At 68.4% G+C, this 21,890-nt stretch carries 23 protein-coding genes; 11 read left to right on the top strand and 12 right to left on the bottom strand.

Annotation, left to right across the window (positions count from 1 at the left end; translation table 11 throughout):
- Positions 1 to 38: 38 nt before the first annotated feature.
- The 7 genes from eutM to ACNQFN_RS14980 form a co-directional block, all read right to left on the bottom strand.
- Positions 39 to 326: an ethanolamine utilization microcompartment protein EutM gene (eutM, locus tag ACNQFN_RS15010; RefSeq protein ID WP_004333389.1), complete on the bottom strand. Its 288-nt coding sequence runs from the start codon at positions 324 to 326 to the stop codon at positions 39 to 41.
- A gap of 35 nt (positions 327 to 361) precedes the next feature.
- Complete coding sequence (locus ACNQFN_RS15005) at positions 362 to 1,408, bottom strand: phosphotransacetylase (protein WP_068638257.1); 1,047 nt, start codon at positions 1,406 to 1,408, stop codon at positions 362 to 364.
- A complete protein-coding gene (eutT, locus tag ACNQFN_RS15000; protein WP_418646888.1) occupies positions 1,399 to 2,232 on the bottom strand; it encodes an ethanolamine utilization cob(I)yrinic acid a,c-diamide adenosyltransferase EutT in 834 nt (277 codons plus the stop codon). Before eutT ends, ACNQFN_RS15005 begins: the two co-directional genes overlap by 10 nt.
- A gap of 24 nt (positions 2,233 to 2,256) precedes the next feature.
- Positions 2,257 to 3,060, bottom strand: coding sequence for an ethanolamine utilization acetate kinase EutQ (eutQ, locus tag ACNQFN_RS14995; protein WP_068638298.1), 804 nt, complete (start codon positions 3,058 to 3,060; stop codon positions 2,257 to 2,259).
- A complete protein-coding gene (locus ACNQFN_RS14990; protein ID WP_068638252.1) occupies positions 3,044 to 3,538 on the bottom strand; it encodes a EutP/PduV family microcompartment system protein in 495 nt (164 codons plus the stop codon). The genes eutQ and ACNQFN_RS14990 overlap by 17 nt, the downstream gene beginning before the upstream one ends.
- A gap of 10 nt (positions 3,539 to 3,548) precedes the next feature.
- The gene (gene eutS / locus ACNQFN_RS14985; RefSeq protein WP_068638251.1) at positions 3,549 to 3,893 is read right to left on the bottom strand and encodes an ethanolamine utilization microcompartment protein EutS; all 345 of its coding nucleotides are present in this window, start codon (positions 3,891 to 3,893) and stop codon (positions 3,549 to 3,551) included.
- A gap of 307 nt (positions 3,894 to 4,200) precedes the next feature.
- Positions 4,201 to 5,286, bottom strand: a complete 1,086-nt coding sequence (locus tag ACNQFN_RS14980; protein WP_068638249.1) for a helix-turn-helix domain-containing protein — start codon at positions 5,284 to 5,286, stop codon at positions 4,201 to 4,203.
- 346 nt (positions 5,287 to 5,632) lie between these two features.
- Here ACNQFN_RS14980 and ACNQFN_RS14975 point away from each other — a divergent pair, with 346 nt between their 5' ends.
- The 11 genes from ACNQFN_RS14975 (at position 5,633) to rpoS (ending at position 15,957) form a co-directional block, all read left to right on the top strand.
- On the top strand, positions 5,633 to 6,994 hold the full coding sequence (locus ACNQFN_RS14975) for an ethanolamine ammonia-lyase subunit EutB (RefSeq protein ID WP_068638248.1): 1,362 nt from the start codon (positions 5,633 to 5,635) through the stop codon (positions 6,992 to 6,994).
- Between the two features lie 19 nt (positions 6,995 to 7,013).
- Complete coding sequence (gene eutC / locus ACNQFN_RS14970; protein ID WP_068638246.1) at positions 7,014 to 7,889, top strand: ethanolamine ammonia-lyase subunit EutC; 876 nt, start codon at positions 7,014 to 7,016, stop codon at positions 7,887 to 7,889.
- A 29-nt stretch (positions 7,890 to 7,918) separates the two neighbouring features.
- Positions 7,919 to 8,575 (top strand): ethanolamine utilization microcompartment protein EutL, encoded by a 657-nt coding sequence (gene eutL / locus ACNQFN_RS14965; RefSeq protein WP_068638244.1) that lies wholly within the window; start codon positions 7,919 to 7,921, stop codon positions 8,573 to 8,575.
- Positions 8,576 to 8,625: 50 nt separating this feature from the next.
- Entirely contained in the window at positions 8,626 to 9,273 is a 648-nt protein-coding gene (locus tag ACNQFN_RS14960; protein ID WP_418646887.1) for a BMC domain-containing protein, read from the top strand.
- Between the two features lie 43 nt (positions 9,274 to 9,316).
- The gene (locus ACNQFN_RS14955; RefSeq protein ID WP_068638239.1) at positions 9,317 to 10,645 is read left to right on the top strand and encodes a 4Fe-4S dicluster domain-containing protein; all 1,329 of its coding nucleotides are present in this window, start codon (positions 9,317 to 9,319) and stop codon (positions 10,643 to 10,645) included.
- Between the two features lies 1 nt (position 10,646).
- Positions 10,647 to 11,195 (top strand): BMC domain-containing protein, encoded by a 549-nt coding sequence (locus ACNQFN_RS14950; protein ID WP_068638236.1) that lies wholly within the window; start codon positions 10,647 to 10,649, stop codon positions 11,193 to 11,195.
- 52 nt (positions 11,196 to 11,247) lie between these two features.
- Complete coding sequence (locus ACNQFN_RS14945; RefSeq protein WP_418646886.1) at positions 11,248 to 12,555, top strand: haloacid dehalogenase-like hydrolase; 1,308 nt, start codon at positions 11,248 to 11,250, stop codon at positions 12,553 to 12,555.
- A gap of 168 nt (positions 12,556 to 12,723) precedes the next feature.
- Positions 12,724 to 13,467, top strand: a complete 744-nt coding sequence (gene surE, locus ACNQFN_RS14940) for a 5'/3'-nucleotidase SurE (protein WP_068638232.1) — start codon at positions 12,724 to 12,726, stop codon at positions 13,465 to 13,467.
- Entirely contained in the window at positions 13,464 to 14,117 is a 654-nt protein-coding gene (locus tag ACNQFN_RS14935; protein WP_245650957.1) for a protein-L-isoaspartate(D-aspartate) O-methyltransferase, read from the top strand. Before surE ends, ACNQFN_RS14935 begins: the two co-directional genes overlap by 4 nt.
- 14 nt (positions 14,118 to 14,131) lie before the next feature.
- Complete coding sequence (locus ACNQFN_RS14930) at positions 14,132 to 15,010, top strand: peptidoglycan DD-metalloendopeptidase family protein (RefSeq protein ID WP_245650956.1); 879 nt, start codon at positions 14,132 to 14,134, stop codon at positions 15,008 to 15,010.
- Positions 15,011 to 15,024: 14 nt separating this feature from the next.
- The gene (gene rpoS / locus ACNQFN_RS14925; RefSeq protein WP_068638230.1) at positions 15,025 to 15,957 is read left to right on the top strand and encodes an RNA polymerase sigma factor RpoS; all 933 of its coding nucleotides are present in this window, start codon (positions 15,025 to 15,027) and stop codon (positions 15,955 to 15,957) included.
- 33 nt (positions 15,958 to 15,990) lie between these two features.
- On the opposite strand, the gene ACNQFN_RS14920 is transcribed toward rpoS, so the two are convergent.
- The 5 genes from ACNQFN_RS14920 to ACNQFN_RS14900 form a co-directional block, all read right to left on the bottom strand.
- Positions 15,991 to 16,662, bottom strand: coding sequence for a DUF2189 domain-containing protein (locus ACNQFN_RS14920; protein ID WP_245650955.1), 672 nt, complete (start codon positions 16,660 to 16,662; stop codon positions 15,991 to 15,993).
- Between the two features lie 156 nt (positions 16,663 to 16,818).
- Complete coding sequence (gene mltB / locus ACNQFN_RS14915; protein WP_083953680.1) at positions 16,819 to 17,913, bottom strand: lytic murein transglycosylase B; 1,095 nt, start codon at positions 17,911 to 17,913, stop codon at positions 16,819 to 16,821.
- Positions 17,910 to 19,901: a transglutaminase TgpA family protein gene (locus ACNQFN_RS14910; RefSeq protein ID WP_418646885.1), complete on the bottom strand. Its 1,992-nt coding sequence runs from the start codon at positions 19,899 to 19,901 to the stop codon at positions 17,910 to 17,912. The genes mltB and ACNQFN_RS14910 overlap by 4 nt, the downstream gene beginning before the upstream one ends.
- Positions 19,898 to 20,887 carry a DUF58 domain-containing protein gene (locus ACNQFN_RS14905; protein ID WP_068638224.1) on the bottom strand — a complete coding sequence of 330 codons (990 nt, stop codon included), beginning with the start codon at positions 20,885 to 20,887 and terminating at the stop codon, positions 19,898 to 19,900. The genes ACNQFN_RS14910 and ACNQFN_RS14905 overlap by 4 nt, the downstream gene beginning before the upstream one ends.
- 5 nt (positions 20,888 to 20,892) lie before the next feature.
- The gene (locus ACNQFN_RS14900) at positions 20,893 to 21,810 is read right to left on the bottom strand and encodes an AAA family ATPase (protein WP_068638222.1); all 918 of its coding nucleotides are present in this window, start codon (positions 21,808 to 21,810) and stop codon (positions 20,893 to 20,895) included.
- Positions 21,811 to 21,890: the final 80 nt, after the last annotated feature.

Raw genomic sequence — 21,890 nt, 5'->3', positions numbered from 1 at the left:
GGGCCGTCCGGTCGAGTCGAGCCGAACCGTCCGGCCGCTCAGTCCAGTCCGCTTTCCATCTTGATCGGGAAGACTTCTTCCAGATCGCCGTGCGGACGCGGAATGACGTGCACCGAGACGAGCTCGCCGATGCGCTGCGCAGCGGCCGCGCCGGCATCGGTCGCCGCCTTGCAGGCGGCGACGTCGCCGCGCACCATCGCGGTGACGAAACCGCCGCCGATCTGCTTGACGCCGACCAGCTTGACGCGCGCGGCCTTGACCATCGCGTCGGAGGCTTCGATCAGGGCAACCAGGCCTTTCGTTTCGATCAGTCCCAGGGCTTCCATTTTGACTACTCCTTAAAAAGTCCCCTCCTGGGGAATCATGGTGAGACGGTGACGGCGCGCGGCGCCGATGGCGCCGCGGCCGGTACGGCATTGCCGCCGGCCATCATCGCGGCCAGCAGGCAGGTTTCGACGATGTCCTCGCTGCTGCAGCCGCGCGAGAGGTCGTGCATGGGGCAGGCGAGGCCCTGCAGCATCGGCCCGAGCGCGCTGTAGCCGCCCAGGCGCTGGGCGATCTTGTAGCCGATGTTGCCGGCCTCCAGCGACGGGAACACCAGCACGTTGGCGCGGCCCCGCAGCGGGCTGTCCGGCACTTTCAGCGCCGCGACCGCGGGCACGATCGCGGCGTCGAACTGCAGGTCGCCGTCGATCAGCAGGCCGGGCTGGCGCCGGCGCACCAGCGCGGTGGCTTCGCGCACCGCGTCGACCGCCGGATGGCGGGCGCTGCCGTGGCTGGAGAAGGACAGCATGGCGACTGCGGCGCGTTCGCCGGTGACGTTCTCGTAGCTCGCCGCCGAGGCGATGGCGATGTCGGCCAGTTGTGTGGGGTCGGGTTGCGGCACCACGCCGCAGTCGGCAAAGCCGAGGATGCGGCTGTCGCTGCCGCAGGCCTCGGCCGGCGGGATCATGAAGAAGATCGACGACACCGTGGCGTTGCCCGGCGCCAGGCCGAGCACGCGGATCGCGGCGCGCAGCACGCTGGCGGTGGAGGACAGGTTGCCGCCGATGCACAGATCGGCATCGCCGCTCGCCAGCATCGCGGCGGCGAACCACAGCGGCTCCGACAGGCGCGCGGCGACTTCTTCCTGCGAAGCCTTGGGCATGCGCGCCTGCAGCAGTTCGGCATAGGCGTGGCGCATGCCGGCGCGCGCCGGATCGAGCAGCGCCAGCGAACCCTGGCCGAGGCCTTTTTCCAGGCACAGCGCGCGCAGCTCGAAGGGGTTGGCGAGCAGCGTCGGCCTGGCCCAGCCGCGCGCCTGCAGGTGGCGGGCGGCTTCGATGGCACGTGCATCGAGCGCATCCGGGAAGACGACGCGCGGCGGCCGTTGCCGGGCGGTTTCCGCGCAGCGGCGCATCAGCTCCATGCCGCCTCCTTCACCGCGAGGCCGCGATCGAGCATCAGGGCGACGATCATCAGCACGTACACCGCGCTGCTGAGGCGGTTCAGCCCTTCGAGGATGTCCGGGCGGGCGATGCTGAAGTCGCCGCCGATGTACAGGCGCGCGGCGACCAGTTCGACCTTGCGGATCGCGGTGCGCAGCATGTTCAGTCTCGCGGCGGTGAGGCCGTGCTCGACGTCGGGCACGATGTGGTCGTAGCCGAGGTGCTTGAGCGGCGCGTGCGACATGCGGTGGATGGCTTCGGCGTCGAAGCCGCCCATGTGCACCGGGTGCAGGGCGTCGCCGGTGGCTTCGGCGCGCAGCACGTTGCCGAGGCCGGAGCGGACGTCGGCCAGCCAGGGCGCGATGCGGCGCGAGGGCTTGTCGCTGTCGGCCAGCTCGGCCTGGATCCAGACCGCGCAGGCGATCGCATCGTCGATCTGGCCGCGCAGGTGGATGCGCGGGTCGTTCTTCGACACCAGGGTGTCGGCGTTCAGGTGGGTCAGCGTATCGGGCTTCTTGTCGACTGCCTGCCGGCACAGCACGCAGTGCATGGCGTGGGCATGGTCGCTGCCGGTCAGCGGATGCACCCGCCTGCGCTCGTCGGTGCTGCCTTTGCCGCGGGCCGCCGCGGGATCATTGACGAAGACCTGGCCGGAAGCATCGACGTACTTCACCCGCAGATGGCGCTCGCTGACGAGCGATTGCGCCGCCGGCGTCAGGCAGGCGCCGGCCGGCAGATGCAGCTCGGTGCCGTCGGCCAGGGTGTTGCGCTCGCGCAGCCAGGTTTCGGTGATGTAGGTTGCCATGATGACTACCCGTCGTGCTCCGCTTCAGCAGTCGGCCCAGTTGGCCGGATGGGCGACGTACAGGAAGCGCACCTCGGTGGGCGTGCCGAACTCGATCGCCGAGCCCTTGGGAATGAAGATCACGTCGCCGGGCTTGCCGACCACGGTCTGGCCGTTGCAGCGGATGTGCAGTTCGCCTTCGAGCACCAGGTCGACTTCGTCGTAGTTCAGCGTCCATGGGAAGAAGCAGCGGTTCCAGCTCATGAAGCCGGCGGCCATCGAGCTGCCGTCGGCGCTGGTGACGACGTCGGCGATGCCGACGTGGCTGTCCTCGCCGGCGCCGTCGAACAGGCCCATGCGCACCGAATCGCCCTTCACCGCCTTGATGCCGCCGGCAATGGTGCGGGACTCGTAGGGCAGCGCTGCGTCCTGCACGGAGGAGGCAGGGGCGGGCTTGGGCGGCGCATTGACCGCGAGCGTGGCGGCCTGGCGCGCCTGCTGCTCCTGCGCGACCTTGCTGACCAGCTGGTCGACCACGCCGTCGGGCACCAGGCCTGCCGGCAGGCGGGCCTGCACCGCCTTGCGGATCTCGGCGAGCGCTTCCGCCGGCAAGGCGGCGGCTGCGGCCGGCTTGGCTGCGGCTGGTGCAGGCATGGCCGGCGTCGGTGGGGCGCCGCAGTGCGGCGCGGCGTCGGCTTTCGCTTCGCCCTCGCGGATCAGCACGCCCAGCGCCTCCGCCACGGTCCGTGCTTCGGGCGTGACGATATGTCCCTTGCGCGTCACTGCGATCTCGCGCTTTCCGGCGGCGTGCTCACTGCGCACCACTTCGGCACTAATGAGTTGCTTCATGATCATCCTGCCTTTCCTGTTCGAACAGATGGCGTTTGAAGGGCACGAGGGTTTCGGGCCTGAACACCGAGACCCGGAAGATCGGCGCGCTGAAGCCGCCGGCGCGCAGCAGGGCCTCGACGCGCTGCGGATCGGCATCGGGCAGGTCGATCTTGGTGATCGCCGCCATCAGGCGCTTGTCGGCATTGACTTCGAGCAAGCCGGGCGGCAGCCGGTAGTCGAAGTCGGTTGCGCCATGCACATAGACGACGCTGCGCGCGTCGGCGACGGTGTTGATCAGCGCGTGGTGCAGGCGCGGGTGGCTGAAGAACTCGCCCGGCGTGTCGACGATGCCGTTCTCGTAGTCGAGTGCCTGTGTCTTCATCGCCGCGGCTTCGCGGCCGATCAGTGCATTGAACAGCGTGGTCTTGCCCGCCGCGACCGGGCCGACCAGCACGAAGCGGCTGGGATCGTAGGGGGAGGGGACCGGCTGAGCCATGGTGCGCCTCTCAGGTCCGGGTGATGCTGCAGACGGCGTAGTCGAGCACGCGCTGCAGCACGCCGAGGGTTTCCTGCAGCGCCTCGCCGACGGCGCCGACCGAGCCGCAGATCACCAGCGCACCGCTGAAGCGGTCGAGAAAGCCGATATGGACCGCTGCCGCCTTGGTGGCGATGTCGCCGGCGATGATCGCGGTCTCGCCCGGAGTCAGGGTCAGGATGCCGATCGCCTCGGCGCCGGAGACGCCGACCTTGTGCGCCAGTTCTTCGGTGGGATGCGCGATCAGGTGTGCCAGCGTGACCTGCTTGCCGGGCACGAACTCCTGGATGATGCGTTCTTTGTCGTCGAATTTCATGGCTTCCGTCGGCCTGCTCCGTTATCGCAGCGGGTGGCGCCCCGGTGAAGGGAGCCGCTCCAGGAACGTCGGCTGAACACCTTGCGCTGCACGGCTGGCGCGGTCCGGTCCTGCCGGCCGCTGCCGTGATGGCGAGGAGTTCGGTCTGATGGTAGCCCCGGCGTTTTTGGGGCCGCTAACAAAAATCGGCAAGTTTGACGGTGGGGCGCCCGTGTGCGGGACACGGCTGTGCGCGCTCAGGCAGTTGCCGCAAGACGGGAGGGCAGGGGCATGGAGCGGAAGGTGCCCGAGGCGAGCGTGCCGGGCTTCAGGCAAGCATGACGAGCGGGACTCTTTCCGCTCTGGAGCGGATGCTGGAAGGGTAGCGGAAGCAGACGTGCTCGCCGCCGCCGGCCTTCAGGGTGTCGGACGGGTGTTCGGCGAACATCGCGAAATAGTCGGCGGCGAACTGGCTCATGTGCCAGAAGCCCCAGCGGGCGGCGACGTCCTGCACCGTCCTGAAGCCGGAGTCGTGGTCGCGCAGCGTGCGGCGCACCGCGTTCAGGCGCAGGGCCTTGAGGTAGTTCACCGGGCAGATGCCGAGTACCGCGCGGAAAGCGTTCTGCAGCGTGCGGCGGCTGACGTGGAGCGCTTCGCACAGATCGGTCACCGAGATGACGCGGTCGGGCTGGGACAGCACGTATTCGCGCGCGCCGGAGACCAGCCGGCGGTAGCTGAGATTGCTGTGGCGCAGCCTGACCGGCGCGATGTGTTCGCCGAACAGCTCGAACAGGCCGGTCATCAGTTCCTCGGTCAGGGTGTCGCACACCGTGCGGGGCAGGCGCTTCAGGCCCAGGCCGGCGGCCTGCAGCAGCGTGCGCGACACGCGCTCCCAGAAGATCGCCTTCTGCCGCGCCGGCAGCGGAAACGATTCGCCCCTGCGCAGCAGTTCGACCAGCTGGGGGCGCTCGGCGGCACGGGCGTGGCGTTCGAGCAGCGCTTCGTCGATGACGATGCCGAGGATCTGGTAGGCATCCGGCGTGAGCAGTTCGAAATCCTTGCCGCCGGGGCGCACGGCGATGGTGTTGCGGCCGAGCGGCGAAGCGTTGATCAGGCCGTCGGCGCTGTCGCAGCGCGGCAGGCCGAACCAGAAGGCGCCGGGCCAGACGATGCAGGTCTGGCGCAGCGCGTGGCTGGTGGTCTCGAGGAAGAACTGCATCTGCCCGAGCCAGACCTCGGTGATCGAGCCGAAGAATCGACCGGCGCCGAGCTGATCGTATTCCTGATACCAGGCGGTGATGTTGGTCGCCTGGTCGTCGGCATCGTGCACGTCCGATACCCGGATGCACCCCTTGGTGTCGCCCAGGGGCAGGATGATTCCCTGCTCCGTGGTCGTCATGGTCTCGGCTTTCATGGCTCTCCGCTGCATGGAAAAACTGAATTCCGGGGGGGGGAGGGGCCCGGCGCTCCGGTTCGATCCCGCACCGCCTGCCGCCGAATGACCACACAGCGGAAGGGGATGGGCGGACCTTAGCCCGTTCCGGTTCAGGGCGTCAATTGCGCCGCGCGAAACTTGCCGATTTTTGTTAGCGGCCCAAAAAACGCCGGGCGTAGCATCGCTGCGTGGAATGAGGCGGCCCGATCTTCGGCCGCCGGCCGCCGGCCGTCGGCTTCGGCCGTTCGGGATGCAGGTGCCGCCAGCGGCTGGTGCGTGGAGCGTGGCGGATCGTTTCCTCTTTGGCTTTGTGGATGGAGCGCACATGAAACTCAAGGCTCAGTTGTTCGGCCAGACCTACCAGTTCAAGGACGTCAAGGACGTGCTGGCCAAGGCGAACGATCTCCGCTCGGGCGACGTTCTGGCGGGCGTGGCGGCGCAGAGCACACGCGAGCGGGTGGCGGCGAAATACGTGCTGTCCGAGCTGACGCTGGCGGACCTGCGCAACAACCCGGTGGTGCCCTACGAAGAGGACTGCGTCACCCGCATCATCCAGGACGACATCAATTCCGCAGCCTACGAGAAGCTCAAGAACTGGACGGTCGGCGAACTGCGCGAATGGATCCTCGACGACGACACCGGCATCGACGACATCGCCTTCATCCGCAAGGGGCTGACGTCCGAGATGATCGCCGGCGTGGCGAAGATCTGTTCCAACTCGGACCTGATCTACGGCGCATCGAAGATGCCGGTGGTGAAGAAGGCCAATACCACCATCGGCCTGCCGGGGCGGATCTCGGCGCGGCTGCAGCCCAACGACACGCGCGACAACCTGGAAAGCATCCGCGCGCAGATCTTCGAAGGCCTGTCCTACGGCGCGGGCGACGCGGTGATCGGGGTCAATCCGGTGACCGACAACGTCGAGAACATCCACCGCATCCTCGACACCATCTACGAGATCGTCGACAAGTACCAGATTCCCACCCAGGGCTGCGTGCTGGCGCACATCACCACCCAGATCGCGGCGATCCGCCGCGGCGCGCCGGGCGGCCTGATCTTCCAGAGCATCTGCGGCAGCGAGAAGGGGCTGAAGGAGTTCGGCGTCGAGATCGCGATGCTCGACGAGGCGGCCGAGGTCGGCCGCACCCACAACCGCCTGGCCGGGCCGAACTGCCTGTATTTCGAAACCGGCCAGGGCTCGGCGCTGTCTGCCGGCGCGCACTACGGCGCCGACCAGGTGACGATGGAGGCGCGCAACTACGGCCTGGCGCGCCACTACGACCCGATGCTGGTCAATACCGTGGTCGGCTTCATCGGCCCGGAATACCTCTACAACGACCGCCAGATCATCCGCGCCGGCCTCGAGGACCACTTCATGGGCAAGCTGTCCGGCGTGTCGATGGGCTGCGACACCTGCTACACCAACCACGCCGAAGCGGACCAGAACTCCAACGAGAACCTGATGGTGCTGCTGGGCTCGGCCGGGGTGAACTTCATCATGGGCATGCCGCTGGGTGACGACATCATGCTCAATTACCAGACCAGTGCCTTCCACGACACCGCCACGCTGCGCAAGGTGCTGAACCGCAGGCCGGCGCCCGAGTTCGAGCAGTGGCTGGAAAAGATGGGGCTGATGGAAAACGGCCGCCTGACCCGCAACGCGGGCGACGCGTCGTGGTTCTTCTGACTTTGGGGGCGTGTTGATCATGGACCAGAAAGAGATCGAGAGCATCGTCCGCGCGGTGCTGGGGCAGATCGGCGGCACGGCGGCACCCGCGTCTGCGGGCACGGCGCCGGCTGCAGTGGCGGCGGCCGATGGCGGCTGCCTGCCGGACCTCGGCGACGCCAGCGTCAAGAACTGGATCGGCGTGCGCAATCCGAAGAGCCTCGAAGTGCTGCAGGAACTCAAGCGCAACAGCGGCTCGCGGGTGTGCTCGGGCCGCGTCGGCACCCGCCCGCGCACCACCTCGCTGCTGCGCTTCCTCGCCGACCATTCGCGCTCCAAGGACACGGTGCTGCAGGACGTGCCCGCCGCCTGGCTGGAGAAGACCGGCCTCATCGAAGTGCACAGCGAGATCAAGGACAAGGACCAGTACCTGACCCGGCCGGACCTCGGCCGGCGGCTGTCGGCCGAAGCGGTGCAGATTCTGAAATCGGAATGCAAGCAGTCGCCGCAGGTGCAGGTGGTGGTGTCCGACGGCCTGTCGACCGATGCGATCACGTCCAACTACGACGAGATCCTGCCGCCGCTGCTCAAGGGGCTGGAGAGCGCCGGGCTGGACGTCGGCACGCCGTTCTTCGTGCGTTATGGCCGCGTCAAGGTCGAGGACCAGATCGGCGAACTGCTCGGCGCCAAGGTCGTGATCCTGCTGATCGGCGAGCGGCCCGGCCTGGGGCAGTCCGAAAGCCTGTCCTGCTACATGGTCTACAGCCCCACTTCGCAGACGGTGGAAGCCGACCGCACCTGCATTTCCAACATCCACCGCGCCGGCACGCCGCCGGTCGAGGCAGCGGCCGTCATCGTCGATCTGGCCAAGCGGATGCTGGAGCAGAAGGCTTCGGGCATCGCGCTGAACAAGTGAGCCATCCGGATTCCGTGGAGAGATAAGTCATGTCCGCACTCGAACCCATCAAGCCCAGCGTCAAGGCCGTCCGCCTGATCGCCTCGGTGGCGAAGGACTACAAGGAAGAACTCGGCCTGCCGGCGCACATGAACAGCATCGGCCTGCTGACGGCGGATTCGGACGACGTCACCTACATCGCCGCCGACGAGGCGACGAAGCAGGCGCAGGTCGAGGTCGTCTATGGCCGCTCGCTGTATGCCGGCGCGGCACACAGTTCCTCGCCCACCGCGGGCGAAGTGATCATCATGCTCGGCGGTCCGACGCCGGCCGAAGTCAAGGCCGGGCTGGATGCGATGGTGGCGACGATCGAGAGCGGACCGGCCTTCCAGTGGGCCGACGATGCGCATACCGCCGCCTTCCTCGCCCACCTGGTGTCGCGCACCGGCAGCTATCTGTCGGGGCTGGCGAAGATTCCGCTCGGCGATGCGATGGCCTACCTGATCGCGCCGCCGCTGGAGGCGATGTACGGCATCGATGCCGCGATCAAGGCCGCCGACGTCAGGCTGGCGACCTACATCGGGCCGCCGTCCGAGACCAACTACGGCGGCGCCTTCCTGACCGGCAGCCAGGCGGCGTGCAAGGCGGCCTGCGGCGCCTTCACCGAAGCGGTGCTCGAAGTCGGGCGCGACAACATCCGCTTCTGAGCGGGTGACCGGCAGATGAGCGCTCAGGCTCTTTCCATAGAGGTTTCGGCATGAAGATCGACGCGCTGGGTTTTCTGGAAGTCCGCGGCCTGGTCGCGGCGATCGAGGCGGCCGACGCCATGCTGAAGGCGGCGGACGTCAAGCTGATCCGCTCGCACCAGGTCGATCCGCGCTTCTTCACGCTGGTGGTCGAGGGCGACCTGGCCGCCTGCCGCGCCGCCGTCGATGCCGGCAAGGCCGCAGCGTCGCGGCTGGGCGAAGTCGTCAGCCGGCTGGAGATCGGCCGGCCCGACGGCGATACCGAAGCCATGGTGCTGGATCTGGTGGATCGCTCGAAGGGCGAAGCGCCGAAAGCCAGGCCGGCTGCGGGAGAAACTGCTGCGGCCTTGCCGGCCGCCGCCGGGGCCGGCAAGGCTGGCGGTGTTCCAACGCCCGCGACGCCAGCGCCTGCGGCGCCGGCAGCAGATGAGGGCGTCGATACCCCGGGCACCGCCGCATCGGGCGTCGATACGCCGGCCGCCGCTGTGCCGGACGAGGCGGCGCTGCTGGCCTTCATCGCCGCCTCTGCGCGCGGCCGCTCGCTGGCCGAGCTGGCGGCGCACTTCGGCCCGGCGGTGGACCGTGTGCGGCTGGATGCGCTGGTGGCCGCGGGCCGGCTGCGCAAAGCCGGGGCCCGCTACCGGGTAGTGGTGCAGTGAGGGCGCCATGGCGGCGTGGATTGCGAGCGGGAGATAGAGGCACATGGAAACCCAGGACATCGTCCGCAAGGTGTACGAGGCCGGCGTCGTCGGCGCCGGTGGCGCGGGCTTTCCGACCCACGTCAAGCTGGGCGCGAAGGCCGAGATCGTGCTGGTCAATGGCGCCGAATGCGAGCCCCTGCTGAAGGTCGACCAGCAACTGGCGGCGCGCCATGCGAAGGAAATGGTGCGCGGCCTGGCGCTGGCGATGCAGGCGGTGGGCGCACGCGAAGGCATCGTCGCGCTGAAGGCCAAGTACGCCGAGGCGATCGACGCGATCACGCCGCTGCTGCATGAGAACATGCGCATCCACATCCTGCAGGACGTGTATCCGGCCGGCGACGAGGTGATCACGATCTGGATGGCGACCGGCCGGCGCGTGCCGCCGGGCGACATTCCGCTGAGCATCGGCGTGGTGGTCAACAATGTGAACACGCTGATCAACGTCGCCCGCGCGGTGGACGAAGGACTGCCCGTGACCCACCGCTGCCTGACGGTGACCGGCGCGGTCAATGAACCGGTCACCGTGACGGTGCCGATCGGCACGCCGCTGCGCGAGACGCTGGCGCTGGCCGGCGGACTCAGCATTCCCGCCGCCGGCGCGGCCTTCATCGACGGCGGGCCGATGATGGGCGGCCTGCTCGAATCGCTCGACGTCCCGGTCACCCGGACCACCGGCGGCCTGATCGCGCTGCCTGCCGACCATCTGCTGATCCAGCGCCGGCGCGCCGACATGCGCAGCGTCATCAGCATGGCGCGCACGGTATGCGAACAGTGCCTGCTGTGCACCGAACTGTGCCCGCGCCATCTGATCGGCCACGAACTGCCGCCGCACCTGATCGTGCGTTCGGTGAACTACAACCACGTCGCCGAACCCTCGGTGCTGCTGTCGGCGTTGACCTGTTCGGAATGCGCGATCTGCGAAGCCTACGCCTGTCCGGTGGAGATCTCGCCGATGCGCCTGAACCAGGCGCTGAAGGCGAAGTTCCGCCAGGAAGGCGCGCGCTACGAAGGCGAGCTGCGCAAGGCCGATCCGATGATCGAAGGGCGCCTGCTGCCGACGAGCCGGCTGGTGGCCCGCATCGGCCTGACGCGCTACAACCGCAAGGCGCCGTGGTCGGACGCCGTGCATGCGCCGGAGCGGGTGTGGATTCGCCTGCGCCAGCACATCGGCGTCGCCGCGGAACCCTGTATCCGCGTCGGCGATGCCGTCCGCTGCGGGCAGCGTATCGCCGACATTCCGGCCAAGGCGATGGGCGTACCGATCCACGCCAGCATCGACGGTGTGGTGGAAGCGATCGGCGGCGACGCCATTGTCATCAGGAGGGCGTAAGGTGCTGCACGCCATCGGTTTGATCGAATTGAACAGCATCGCCAAGGGCATCGAAGCCGGCGATGCGATGCTGAAGGCCGCGGAAGTGTCGCTGCTGGTGGCCAAGACCATCTGTCCAGGCAAGTACATCGTCATGGTCGGCGGCGACGTCGCGGCGACGGCGCGGGCGGTGGATGCCGGCACCGAGGTCGCCGCGCACACGCTGGTGGACCAATTCACCATCCCCAACATCCACGCCTCCATCCTGCCGTCGATCAGCGGCGTGACGCCGATCGACCAGGTGCAGGCGATCGGCGTGGTCGAGACCTACAGCGTGGGCGCCTGCATCGAATCGGCCGACGCCGCGGTCAAGGCCGCCAGCGTGGTGCCGATCCGCACCCACCTGGCCTTCGGCATCGGCGGCAAGTGCTACTACGTGCTGAACGGCGATGTCGCCGACGTCACCGCAGCCGTCAGGACCGGTGCCGACCTGGCGGGCGCGAAAGGGCTGCTGGTGCAATACGCCATCCTGCCGCGGCCGCATCCGCAACTGGTCGATGCCTTGCTGTAGGGCGGCAGCGGCAGCAGGGCAATTTTGTGTTCACATTGAAGGGAGGAAGGTCATGAAGATGAAGTTCAGGATGACTGCTGTTGCCGCGGCGCTGCTGTCGGCGGTGGTGCTGACGGCGTGCCAGACCTCGTCCGAGGTGGTGTCGCAGGCGACCTCGCAGGTATCGCAGGCCCTGCAGGTGCAGAAGCTGGAGAAGGGCAACTGGGACGACTTCAACCGCGCGCAGCTCGACAAGATGCTCGCCACCTACGGCAAGGCCAGCCCGAACTATGATCCGGCCAAGCCGCCCTACGTGGTGTTCGACTGGGACAACACCTCGATCTTCCTCGACATCCAGGAAGCGCTGCTGGTCTACCAGCTGGAGAACCTGCGCTTCGCGATGACGCCGGCGCAGCTCGACAATGCGATCCGCAAGGACATCCCGACCACGGATTTCGACGACGACAGCCGCAACGAAGCCGGCCAGGCGATCAACATCGACAAGATCGCGCAGGACATCGTCTCCAGCTATGCCTGGCTGTACAACAACTACCAGGGCCTCAGGGGCAAGCAGACGCTGGCCCAGGTCAAGCAGGCGCCGCAGTACCAGGACTTCATCGTCAAGATGCGCTTCCTGTACGAGGCCATCGGCAACACCTTCGACCATTCCGTGTCCTATCCGTGGGTCACCTACCACTTCACCGGCATGACCGAGAAGGACGTGCGCGCGCTGGCTGCCGAAACCTTCCGCTGGCAGCAGACCCAGCCGGTCGAGGCGGTCAAGTGGACCAGTCCGGCCGCGCTGCCGGGCAAGGCCGGGGTGGTCAGCATCACCTGGAAGAACGGCCTGCGCCCGGTGCCGGAAATGCAGGATCTGTACAAGAAGCTGCGCGCCAACGGCTTCGACGTGTATGTGTGCTCGGCCTCGTTCCGCGACGTGATCCGCGAAGTGTCGTCGAACCCCGAGTTCGGCTACGCCAACGCGGTGGACAACGTCTACGCGATGGAGCTCGATCGCGATGCCAATGGCGTGATCCGGACGCAGTTCCGCCAGGGCTACGCGCAAACGCAGGGGCCGGGCAAGACCGAGACGATCAAGCAGTTCCTGGTGCCCAAGTACGGCTACGGCCCGGTGTTCGTCGCCGGCGACAGCGAAGGCGACCAGAACATGATGCAGGACTTCGACGACATGAAGGTCGGCCTCATCATCAACCGCCTGCGCGGCAACGACATCGGCAAGATGTCCAGGCTCGCGGCCGAAAGCTACGGCAAGCCGGATGCGCGCTACCTGCTGCAGGGGCGTGACGACAACAAGGGCGTCTTCGTGCCCTCGCAACAGGCTTACAAGCTGGGCAGCGACACGCCCAGGACCCTGAAGTAAAAGGGGGCGCAGCTTCCGGCTGCAGCGAAAGGCCGTGCGTGGCGCTCCTCCGCCGCGCACGGCCTTTCGCCGTCCGGCGCAGGTGGCGGGCGGGCCGCCCGTGACTTGGCGCTGTGCTAGAATTCCGCGTCTTCAGGCCGCGCCCGCGGCGCTTTCCATGGGTTTCAGATGCGCATTCTGGTCAGTAACGACGACGGCTACTTCGCTCCCGGAATCGCGGCGCTCGCCGAGGCGCTCGGCACCATCGGCGAAGTCACGGTGGTCGCGCCCGAGCGCGACCGCAGCGGCGCCAGCAACTCGCTGACGCTGGATCGCCCGCTGTCGCTGCGCCGCACCGCGAACGGCTTCTATCATGTCAATGGCACACCGACCGACTGCGTGCACCTCGCGGTGACCGGCATGCTCGACCATCTGCCCGACATGGTGGTGTCCGGCGTCAACCACGGCGCCAACATGGGCGACGACACGGTGTATTCCGGTACCGTCGCGGCCGCGACCGAAGGCTTCCTGCTCGGCGTGCCGTCGATCGCGGTGTCGCTGGTCAGCAAGTCGGCGGCCGATTTCAGCGCCGCCGCGCGCGTCGCCCGCGACCTCGCCGAGCGCTTCATGCGCGATCCTTTCCCGCAGCCGGTGCTGCTCAACGTCAACGTGCCGGACGTCGCCTACGAGCGCCTGCAGGGCGTCAAGGTGACGCGCCTGGGCCGGCGCCACAAGGCCGAGCCGGTGGTGCGCAGCGTGACGCCGCGCAACGAGACCGTGTATTGGGTCGGTGCCGCGGGCGGGGCGGCCGATGCGGGCGAAGGCACGGATTTCCATGCCGTGGCCAACGGCTACGTGTCGGTCACGCCGCTGCAGATCGATCTCACCCACACCGGCCAGATCGCGCCGGTCTTCGACTGGCTGAAGCGGTGAGCGTGCGCAGCGCCGATGCCGGGCAGGCGATGCGCGCACGCGTGCGCATGGTCGAGCGCCTTCGTACCCAGGGCATTCGCGACGAGCGGGTGCTGGCGGCAATGCAGAGCGTGCCGCGGCACATGTTCGTCGAGGAAGGGCTGGGCTACAGTGCCTACGACGACACGCCGCTGCCGATCGGCTTCCAGCAGACGATCTCGCAGCCCTTCGTCGTCGCGCGCATGATCGAGTTGCTGCGTGCCGGCCGCGAGCTGGGGCGGACGCTCGAGGTCGGAGCGGGCTGTGGCTATCAGGCTGCGGTGCTGAGCCAGCTGGCGACCGAGGTCTATGCGGTCGAGCGCATCCGTCCGCTGCTCGATCGGGCGCGGGCGAACCTGCGTCCGCTTCGTCTGCCCAATGTCAGATTGAAACTTGCTGACGGTAGTTTGGGTCTTCCCGAGGCGGCTCCGTTCGACAGCATCATCGTTGCGGCCGCGGCCATCGGTGTACCGCCGGCGCTCAAGGCACAGCTCGCCCCTGGCGGGCGCCTGATCGTGCCGGTGGGAGGGGCCGACCAGCGATTGCTGCTGGTCGAGCGGCAAGGTAATGTTTTCCGGGAAAGCTGGTATGAGGCCGTACGCTTCGTACCGCTGCTCGCAGGTACGGAATGAAATTCGCTATTCACATGCAGACTCGTTTTGGTTTGATGCCGGCTTTGCTGGTAAGCGTGGTACTGGCGGGGTGCGCCTCGTCGGGTGAGGCGCCGGTGCGCGACGGCAACGGTGCGCCGCCTGTCACTGGTTCTGTTCCGGCAGTGCCGGCAGGCACGCATGTGGTCAGGCAGGGGGAAACCCTGCTCGGCATCGCGCGCCAGTACGGCGTGACGCTGCCGGATCTCGTGCGCTGGAACGGTCTGACCGATCCCAACCAGATCCAGGTCGGCCAGACCCTGCGCGTCGGGTCGCCCGACATGGCGCAGGACGGCGGCGCCACCGCCATTCCGATCGGCGACGGCGCGGTGGCGATGCCGGTGCCGATGCCCGGTGGCACCGGGCCCGCTGCGCCGCCGCTGAAGCAGGGGCCGCTGGGCGGACCGGTACCGTATTCCCAGGATCACGGAGCGGGCGCTGCGACGCCGCCGGCGGTGCCCGCGCCCGAGCAGCCGGCGCCTGCGCCGGAGACGCCGGGAGCGGCCGTGGCCGGCGACTGGCAGTGGCCCGCTGCCGGGAGGGTGATCGCGGCTTACAACGAGGCGTCGAACAAGGGGGTCGACATCGGTGGCAACGTCGGCGACCCGGTCTATGCGGCTGCGGCGGGCAAGGTCGTCTATGCCGGGAGCGGGCTGCGCGGCTACGGCAAGCTTGTTGTCATCAAGCATAACCAGGAGTACAACTCGGTCTATGCGCACAATGACAAGCTGCTCGTGAAGGAAGACGACCAGGTCGCCCGCGGGCAGAAGATCGCCGAACTGGGCAGTTCCGAAACCGATCGCCCCAAGCTGCATTTCGAGATCCGCAAGCAGGGCAAGGCAATCGACCCGACGAAGTACCTGCCCGCACGCTGACGACAGGGGGAGACATGGAAGAAGCGGTAAGCCTCGATGATCTCGAAAGCCAGGAACCGGATCTTCCCCCCGAGGTCGAGGTCTTCGCCACTGCGGTCGCGCAGACGAAGGAAAGCGACTTCTTCAGCGACGTCACCCAGCTTTATCTCAACGAGATCGGCGCCAACCCGCTGCTGACCGCCGAAGAAGAGCTCAGGCTGGCACGCCTGGTGCGCACGGGCGACTTCGACGCCCGGCAGACGATGATCGAGCGCAATCTCAGGCTCGTCGTCAATATCGCCAAGCACTATCTCAACCGTGGCATTCCCCTGCTCGATCTGGTCGAGGAGGGGAATCTCGGGCTGATGCATGCGCTCGAGAAGTTCGACCCCGAACGCGGTTTCCGTTTTTCCACCTATGCGACCTGGTGGATACGCCAGAACATCGAACGCGCGATCATGAACCAGTCGCGCACGATCCGTCTGCCGGTGCATGTGGTGAAGGAGCTGAACCAGGTGCTGCGCGCCCAGCGCTGCAACGACGGCACTCTCGGCGAGCCTTCGCTGGAGTCGGTCGCGCGCAGGCTCGGCAAGACCGTCGACGAGGTGCGGGAAATCCTGCAGCTCAGCGAGCACACGGCTTCGCTGGATGCGCCGCTCGACATCGATCCGAACCTGTCGATCGGCGAGTCGCTGGCCGACGAGCAGGTGCTGGCGCCGGACCTGCAGATCCATTTCGCCGAGCTCGAGCGTCTGGTGCGCGAATGGATCAAGATGCTGTCGGACAAGCAGCGGCTCGTCATCCGCCACCGCTACGGCATCGACGAATGCGAACTGCTGACGCTGGAAGAACTGGCGCTGCGCCTGGACCTGACCCGCGAGCGCGTGCGCCAGATCCAGCTCGAAGCGCTCAGCCAGCTGCGCCGCATCCTCAAGCGCTACGGTATTTCGCGCGATGCGCTGCTGTGAGCGCGGGCGCCGGCCAGGCTGCTGCAGCGGTGATCAGTCCGGCGCGCCGTCCACCGGATAGACCCTGAAATACAGTTCGCGGCTGGCGTAGGCCATCACCGGCAGCGTGACCAGCAGCAGCGGCAGCAGCACGGCGCTGACGATGATCACCGCGGCCAGCAGGCAGGCCCAGGCCATGACGACGCCGAAGCGCCCGAACACCGCCCTGACGCTGGCGACGACGCCGGAGACGAGGTTGGCGCGGTGATCGTAGATCAGCGGGATCGAGAAGGCCGAGACTGTGAACAGGATGAAGGCCAGCACCGCGCCCATGATCGAGCTGAAGAACACGAAACGGTGGATGGCCGCGTCGCCCTGCAGCAGGTGGGCCAGCTGGGCGGGTTCGCGGCCGACCATGAAGCCGTAGAGCGTGCCGGCGTCGGTGATCCAGATCAGGAACAGCAGTGCGCAGACGAAGGAGACGACCCAGCCGCCGCGCGGCATGCGGGCGAATCCCCGGCCGATGTCGGCGGCGACGGGCCGCCGGCCGGCGCGCAGGCTGTCGGACAGCGCGAAGAAGCCCGCCAGCAGCGCCGGGCCGATCAGCATGAAGCCGCCGGCGAAGGACAGGCTGATCGGCGCGATCGACATCGATTCCAGCGCCCAGAACAGGATTGCGCCGAGGACGACGAAGACCGCCGCATAGCCGGAGCTGAGGGCGGGCATGGCGCAGAATTGCCGCCAGCCGGTGGACATTGCCGCGGAGATGTCGGAAAGGCGGACTGCGGCGGGTTTCAGTGGCGTCGAGGTCACGTGTCTGCGGGCGGGATGCTGTGGGCCGCCTAGTTCACGGGGAATCGCCTTGTCATGCCTTGATCTGGATCAGTTTCGGTTTTCGGCCCTGATGCGCTCGACGAGGCGGCGCTGGCTCAGCGCCTCGGCCAGCTCGAACACCGACATCGCATAGAAGCTGCTGCGGTTGTAGCGCGTGATCACGTAGAAGTTGCGGTAGCCGAGCCAGTATTCCGTCGCCGCACCGGGGGTTTCGAGGTCGACCAGGGTGGCGGGGCCGGCGGCGGCATCGCCATGCAGCGGCTTCACGCCGGCCTGGGTCAGGGCCTCGGGTTCCAGCGCCGGCTCGATGCCTGCCGCGACCAGCGCCGCGGCGTCGGTGCCGGCGGCCAGCAGCGCGGGTTCGGCGATCGGGGCACCAGGCTGCCAGCCGTGCATGTGCAGGTAGTTGGCGACGCTGCCGATCGCATCGACCGGGTCGGAATCGAAGTCGATCCGGCCATTGCCGTCGAAGTCGACCGCATAGGCGCGCACGCTGCTGGGCAGGAACTGGGGATAGCCGATGGCGCCGGCGAAGGAGCCGTAGTAATCCGTCGGTATGCGGCCTTGTTCGCGGGCGAGCAGGAACAGGGCTTCGAGTTCGCGGCGGAACAGGTCCGCGCGCGGCGGGTAGTCGAAGGCGAGCGTGGTGAGCGCGGACAGGGTTTCGAAATTGCCGGTATGGCGCCCGTACAGGGTCTCGACGCCGATGATCGCGACGATGATCTCCGGCGGCACGCCGAATTGCTTCGAGGCGCGTTCGAGGTCGATTTCATGTTCCTTCCAGAACGCGACGCCGCCTTCGATGCGGCTGCGGTCCAAGAAGCGGGCACGGTAGTTCTGCCACGAGCGCGTGCCCTTGCGTGCCGGTGGCGTGATCAAGCGGATCACGCCGGCTTCGTGCCGGGCCAGCGCCAGCGTCGCCGTCACGGTGTCCCGGTCGAAGCCGTGGCGTGCCGCAAGCTCGTCGGCGAAGGCGCGGACGTCGTCGCGCTCGGCATAGGAAGCCAGTGCCGGGGTGGCCGGCAGCGCCGCCAGCAGCGACAGGCCGGCGCCGACCAGGGCGGGCAGGATCCTGTGCCTCGTCTTGTCGGCGGCGGGTTTGCGGCGGATGGACGGGGGCAGGCGGAATCGGGGCAGTTTCATGGCAATCGGAGAGCGTCGATCTTCTTTCTGAGCGCGGCAAGGCGCGCGCCGTCGGAATGGGGGCCGTAGCGCAGGCTGGCGTAATCCACGCCTATCGCCCGCACTGCGGCTGCGAGTTCGGGAATGGCCGACGCAACCCGCTGCGTGTAGTCATGCGGCCCTTCCCAGGGCTGGCGCGCCAGCCCGCGGGCAGCCAGCTTCGTGCTCAGCGCCTGCCAGGCCCGGTCGAGCGGATCGGTGCTGCGTCGCCTGCGGCCAGTCCACAGGAGCAGGCACAGGAACGGCACGCCGATGGCGGCGGCCAGCATGCCGGCGAGGCGCCACGCATCGCCGGGGGCCAGGCCCAGGCGGGACAGCAGTGCGCGCTGGCGTTCCGGATTGTAGCCAAGAACGCGCTGGTTCCACGCGTTCGACAGCGCTTCCCAGCGCAAGCGCATGTTTCGCAGCCAGTCGTGCTGGGCGCGCAGGGTGAAAGGCAGGGCTTCGCCGGCGGGCAGGGCGGCAGCGAGGCCGTCGTCGATGCGGCGGGGCGCGGCGAGATAGGTCGGATCGACGCGTACCCAGCCGCGGCCGGCGAGCCAGACCTCGCTCCAGGCATGGGCGTCGAGCTGGCGGACGACGAGGTTGCCATCCACCGGATTGATCTCGCCGCCCTGGTAGCCGGTGACGACGCGCGCCGGCACGCCTGCGGCCCGCATCAGCACGGTGAAGGCGGAGGCGAAGTGCTCGCAGAAGCCGCGCCGGCTGCCAAAGAGGAATTCGTCGACGCTGTCGCGGCCGAGCAGCGGCGGCCGCAGCGTGTAGAGCAGCCCGGCATCCCGGAGATGCGAAACGGCTCTTTGCAGGATCTGCTCGTGCGACTCCGCATCGGCGGCGAGCCGTGCCGCCAGGGCCTGCGTGCGCGGATTGAAGCCGGGCGGGAGCCGGCGCGCCGCAGCCAGCGTCGCCGCCGTCTCCGCCAGCCCGGCGACGGCTGCCGGATGGGCGCTCAGTTCGTGCCGCACCCGCGACCGGACCGGCCGGGGCGCGAGCAACTGGAAATCGCTCGTGTGCCGCAGCGCTGCGCCGGTGGCACCGGGAAAGTCGAGTGCCAGCAGCCAGCGCTTGCCATGGGCTTCCAGGGTCAGCGTGTAGTCGATGCGCTTGCCGTCGGCTGCATGGAAGGGCGCCGCTGCCTCCTGCGCATGCTCGGCCTGCCAGGTGCGGCCATCGAAACGGGTCAGCACCGGGCCGCGCCAGTAGCGCTGCCGGCGGGCGGGGACTTCGCCGGCGAAACTGGCTCTGAAGGCGATTTCGCCCGACTGGCTCAGCGCGCTGATCGAACCGGGGCTCATCGACTCCGACAAGCCGGTACGGGCGCTGAAGGCATCGGCCGGCAAGCCCCACAAGGGGCCGTCGATACGCGGGAACAGAACGAACAGGATCAGCATGAACGGCAGGCCCTGCGCCATCAGGGTGCCGGCCACGCGCAGGTGCTCGCCGCTGCGGCCGTTCGGGTCGGCCTGGGCGACCAGCGCCGCGAGGCCGAGCAGGCTGGCGCTCAGTGCGAGCGCGGCGACCGGAAAGCTCTGGTCTTCGAAGAAGATCGCCAGTTGCAGGAAGAAGCACAGCATCACCGCTGCCCGGGCGTCGCGGGCGGCGCGGATTTCGAGCAGCTTGAGGCCGAGCAGCAGGGCCAGCAGCGCCACGCCGGGGTCCTTGCCGAAGAAGTGGCCGAACTCGGCGCGCACGCCGGCTGCTGCGGCCGCGGTCAGCGCCAGCAGCAGCCACGGCGACGGCGCCTGGCGCCCATGCCACAGCAACAGGCCCCGCCAGGCCAGCAGTGCGGCGCACAGTCCGCTGATCCAGGGCGGCAGCCAGCTCGCGTGGGGTGCCATGGTCAGCGCTGCGGCGCCGAGCAGCCAGGCGCCCTGGCGGCGGTCGAGCGCGCTGCCGGCGCTTGCCGGTCGGCGTCTCGCTGCGCGCTGCTTCAGCCAGCCGCCGATCATGTGCCGTCCGCCCTGCCGGGCTCCTCGTGATACGCCAGCTCGTCCAGGCAGCGGAGCAGGTGGCTGCGGCCGCTGCCGCGCGGCACGCTCGTGCCGGGCAGTGCCAGCGACCAGGGGCGGCCGCTGCGTTCGGCTTCCAGCAGCCAGGCGCTCAGGCGCGACAGGCGCCGCTCGGCGTCGAGCCCGGGCGGCAGGTCGGTCCAGGCCAGCGACAGTTCCTGCCCCTGCTGCCCGGCGAACTGCTTGGTCATCAGCGGGCCGCCGCGCGCGAGCACTTTCCAGGCGATGTGGCGTGGAGAGTCGGCGCGCTGGTGCGGGCGCAGGCCGGCGAAATCGTCGTCGCCGGCCTGTGGCGAAGGCGTGCTGTCGCCCTGTTCCGCCGGGTTTTCGGGCGGGGGAGGCGCGTTCTTCTCCGGCGCCGGATGGACGACGCAGCCGACGTCGGCCACGAACACGCTCCAGGCCCGGATCAGCCCCAGCGGCCAGCGGGTTTCGATGACCGTGCGCCCGGCCTGCAGCCGGCCGCGATGTTCGGCGGCGCAGGCGACTCCGATCGCGAGCGTCTGCAGCGGGCCGAGCTCGAAGGTGGTTTCCGCGCCGCGCAGTTTCAGCCGCAGGGCAGGACGGCGGGCTTTGCGCGGGTTGTCGATGATGAAATGGAGCGTGGCCGTTTCGCCGGCGAACACCGCTTCGCTGCGTCCGGGCCGGATGCGCAGTCCGGCGAGGTTGCGCCAAGCGTGCACGATGCTGGCCAGCCCCGCGCCGGCCAGCGCGAAGACCAGGCCATAGCCGAGGCTCAGGCCGTAGTTGATCGACGCCACCAGCATCGCCAGCATGGCAACGGCAAAGCTCAGGCCGCTGGCGGTCGGCAGCACGTAGATGCGGCGGCTGCGAAGTTCGATCGGCGCCGTTTCGGGCCTGCCCGGCCGGCGCAGCAGCCAGCGGCGGAACAGGGCGGGTGGAGAGGGCGTACCGGCTGCGGGCATGTCGCTCAGGGCAGCGCCACCGACTGGATCAGGCGCGCGAGCGTGGTGGCGGGAACGGGGCGGGCATCGCCGGCCAGGTGCAGACGGTGGGCGGCGACATGCGGGAACAGTGTCTGCACGTCTTCCGGCAGCACATGGTCGCGGCCGTCGATCAAGGCCCAGGCGCGGGCTGCCGACAGCAGGCCGAGTCCGGCGCGCGGGCTGAGCCCGGTGGCCAGTTCCGCATCGTGCCGGGTGGCGCTGAGCAGTGCCTGCACGTAGTCGATCAGGCGATCGGCGACGTGCAGGGCCTGGGCGGCGCGCTGCAGCCCCATCAGCTCCGCCGGCCCGATCACCGGCGTGCGCCGTTCGAGCACGCTGCGCCGGTCCTCTCCCATCAGCAGGGCGCGTTCGGCCATCGGGTCGGGATAGCCGAGCCGGATGCGAAGCAGGAAGCGGTCGAGCTGGCTTTCGGGCAGTGGAAAGGTGCCGATCTGGTGCGCCGGGTTCTGCGTGGCGATGACGAAGAAGGGCTCCGGCAGCTCGAAACTGTGGCCGTCCGCGGTGATCTGGCGCTCTTCCATCGCTTCGAGCAGGGCGCTCTGGGTCTTCGGCGTGGCGCGGTTGATCTCGTCGGCCAGCACCACCTGTGCGAACACGGGGCCGGGATGGAAGCGGAAAGCATTGGTGTCGCGGTCGAAGATCGAGGCGCCGAGGATGTCGGCCGGCAGCAGGTCGCTGGTGAACTGGACGCGCTGGAGCTGCAGGCCCGTCAGTTGGGCGAGGGTGTGGGCCAGCGTGGTCTTGCCCACGCCGGGAACGTCCTCGATCAGCAGGTGGCCGCGTGCGATCAGGCAGGCAAAGGCGAGGCGAAGCTCGTGCCCCTTGCCGAGAATGATCTGGCTGGCGGCTTCCAGCAAGCGTTCGACATGGAAATTGGGCATCTCGGAGGCACTGTGAAATTGGCTGCGAAGCGGTGATAATAGGTGACAAAAGCACATCGGCCGGCGGAGCCATTTCACGG

The sequence above is a fragment of the Thauera butanivorans genome (assembly GCF_048398245.1).
In the GTDB taxonomy this organism is placed as follows: domain Bacteria; phylum Pseudomonadota; class Gammaproteobacteria; order Burkholderiales; family Rhodocyclaceae; genus Thauera; species Thauera butanivorans.
Note: the sequence above shows the minus strand (reverse complement) of the source record. Positions and strands in the feature narration are given on the sequence as shown.

Excerpts from the sequence above, each read along its gene's own strand:
- eutM (WP_004333389.1), bottom strand. The coding sequence starts at position 326 with ATGGAAGCCCTGGGACTGATCGAAACGAAAGGCCTGGTTGCCCTGATC.
- ACNQFN_RS14900 (WP_068638222.1), bottom strand. The coding sequence starts at position 21,810 with ATGCCCAATTTCCATGTCGAACGCTTGCTGGAAGCCGCCAGCCAGATC.
- ACNQFN_RS14905 (WP_068638224.1), bottom strand. The coding sequence starts at position 20,887 with ATGCCCGCAGCCGGTACGCCCTCTCCACCCGCCCTGTTCCGCCGCTGG.
- surE (WP_068638232.1), top strand. The coding sequence starts at position 12,724 with ATGCGCATTCTGGTCAGTAACGACGACGGCTACTTCGCTCCCGGAATC.
- mltB (WP_083953680.1), bottom strand. The coding sequence starts at position 17,913 with ATGAAACTGCCCCGATTCCGCCTGCCCCCGTCCATCCGCCGCAAACCC.
- eutQ (WP_068638298.1), bottom strand. The coding sequence starts at position 3,060 with ATGAAGCAACTCATTAGTGCCGAAGTGGTGCGCAGTGAGCACGCCGCC.
- ACNQFN_RS14990 (WP_068638252.1), bottom strand. The coding sequence starts at position 3,538 with ATGGCTCAGCCGGTCCCCTCCCCCTACGATCCCAGCCGCTTCGTGCTG.
- ACNQFN_RS14945 (WP_418646886.1), top strand. The coding sequence starts at position 11,248 with ATGAAGATGAAGTTCAGGATGACTGCTGTTGCCGCGGCGCTGCTGTCG.
- eutL (WP_068638244.1), top strand. The coding sequence starts at position 7,919 with ATGTCCGCACTCGAACCCATCAAGCCCAGCGTCAAGGCCGTCCGCCTG.
- ACNQFN_RS14920 (WP_245650955.1), bottom strand. The coding sequence starts at position 16,662 with ATGCCCGCCCTCAGCTCCGGCTATGCGGCGGTCTTCGTCGTCCTCGGC.
- ACNQFN_RS14910 (WP_418646885.1), bottom strand. The coding sequence starts at position 19,901 with ATGATCGGCGGCTGGCTGAAGCAGCGCGCAGCGAGACGCCGACCGGCA.
- eutS (WP_068638251.1), bottom strand. The coding sequence starts at position 3,893 with ATGAAATTCGACGACAAAGAACGCATCATCCAGGAGTTCGTGCCCGGC.
- ACNQFN_RS15005 (WP_068638257.1), bottom strand. The coding sequence starts at position 1,408 with ATGGAGCTGATGCGCCGCTGCGCGGAAACCGCCCGGCAACGGCCGCCG.
- ACNQFN_RS14975 (WP_068638248.1), top strand. The coding sequence starts at position 5,633 with ATGAAACTCAAGGCTCAGTTGTTCGGCCAGACCTACCAGTTCAAGGAC.
- ACNQFN_RS14960 (WP_418646887.1), top strand. The coding sequence starts at position 8,626 with ATGAAGATCGACGCGCTGGGTTTTCTGGAAGTCCGCGGCCTGGTCGCG.
- ACNQFN_RS14930 (WP_245650956.1), top strand. The coding sequence starts at position 14,132 with ATGCAGACTCGTTTTGGTTTGATGCCGGCTTTGCTGGTAAGCGTGGTA.
- eutT (WP_418646888.1), bottom strand. The coding sequence starts at position 2,232 with ATGGCAACCTACATCACCGAAACCTGGCTGCGCGAGCGCAACACCCTG.
- rpoS (WP_068638230.1), top strand. The coding sequence starts at position 15,025 with ATGGAAGAAGCGGTAAGCCTCGATGATCTCGAAAGCCAGGAACCGGAT.
- ACNQFN_RS14955 (WP_068638239.1), top strand. The coding sequence starts at position 9,317 with ATGGAAACCCAGGACATCGTCCGCAAGGTGTACGAGGCCGGCGTCGTC.
- ACNQFN_RS14980 (WP_068638249.1), bottom strand. The coding sequence starts at position 5,286 with ATGAAAGCCGAGACCATGACGACCACGGAGCAGGGAATCATCCTGCCC.
- eutC (WP_068638246.1), top strand. The coding sequence starts at position 7,014 with ATGGACCAGAAAGAGATCGAGAGCATCGTCCGCGCGGTGCTGGGGCAG.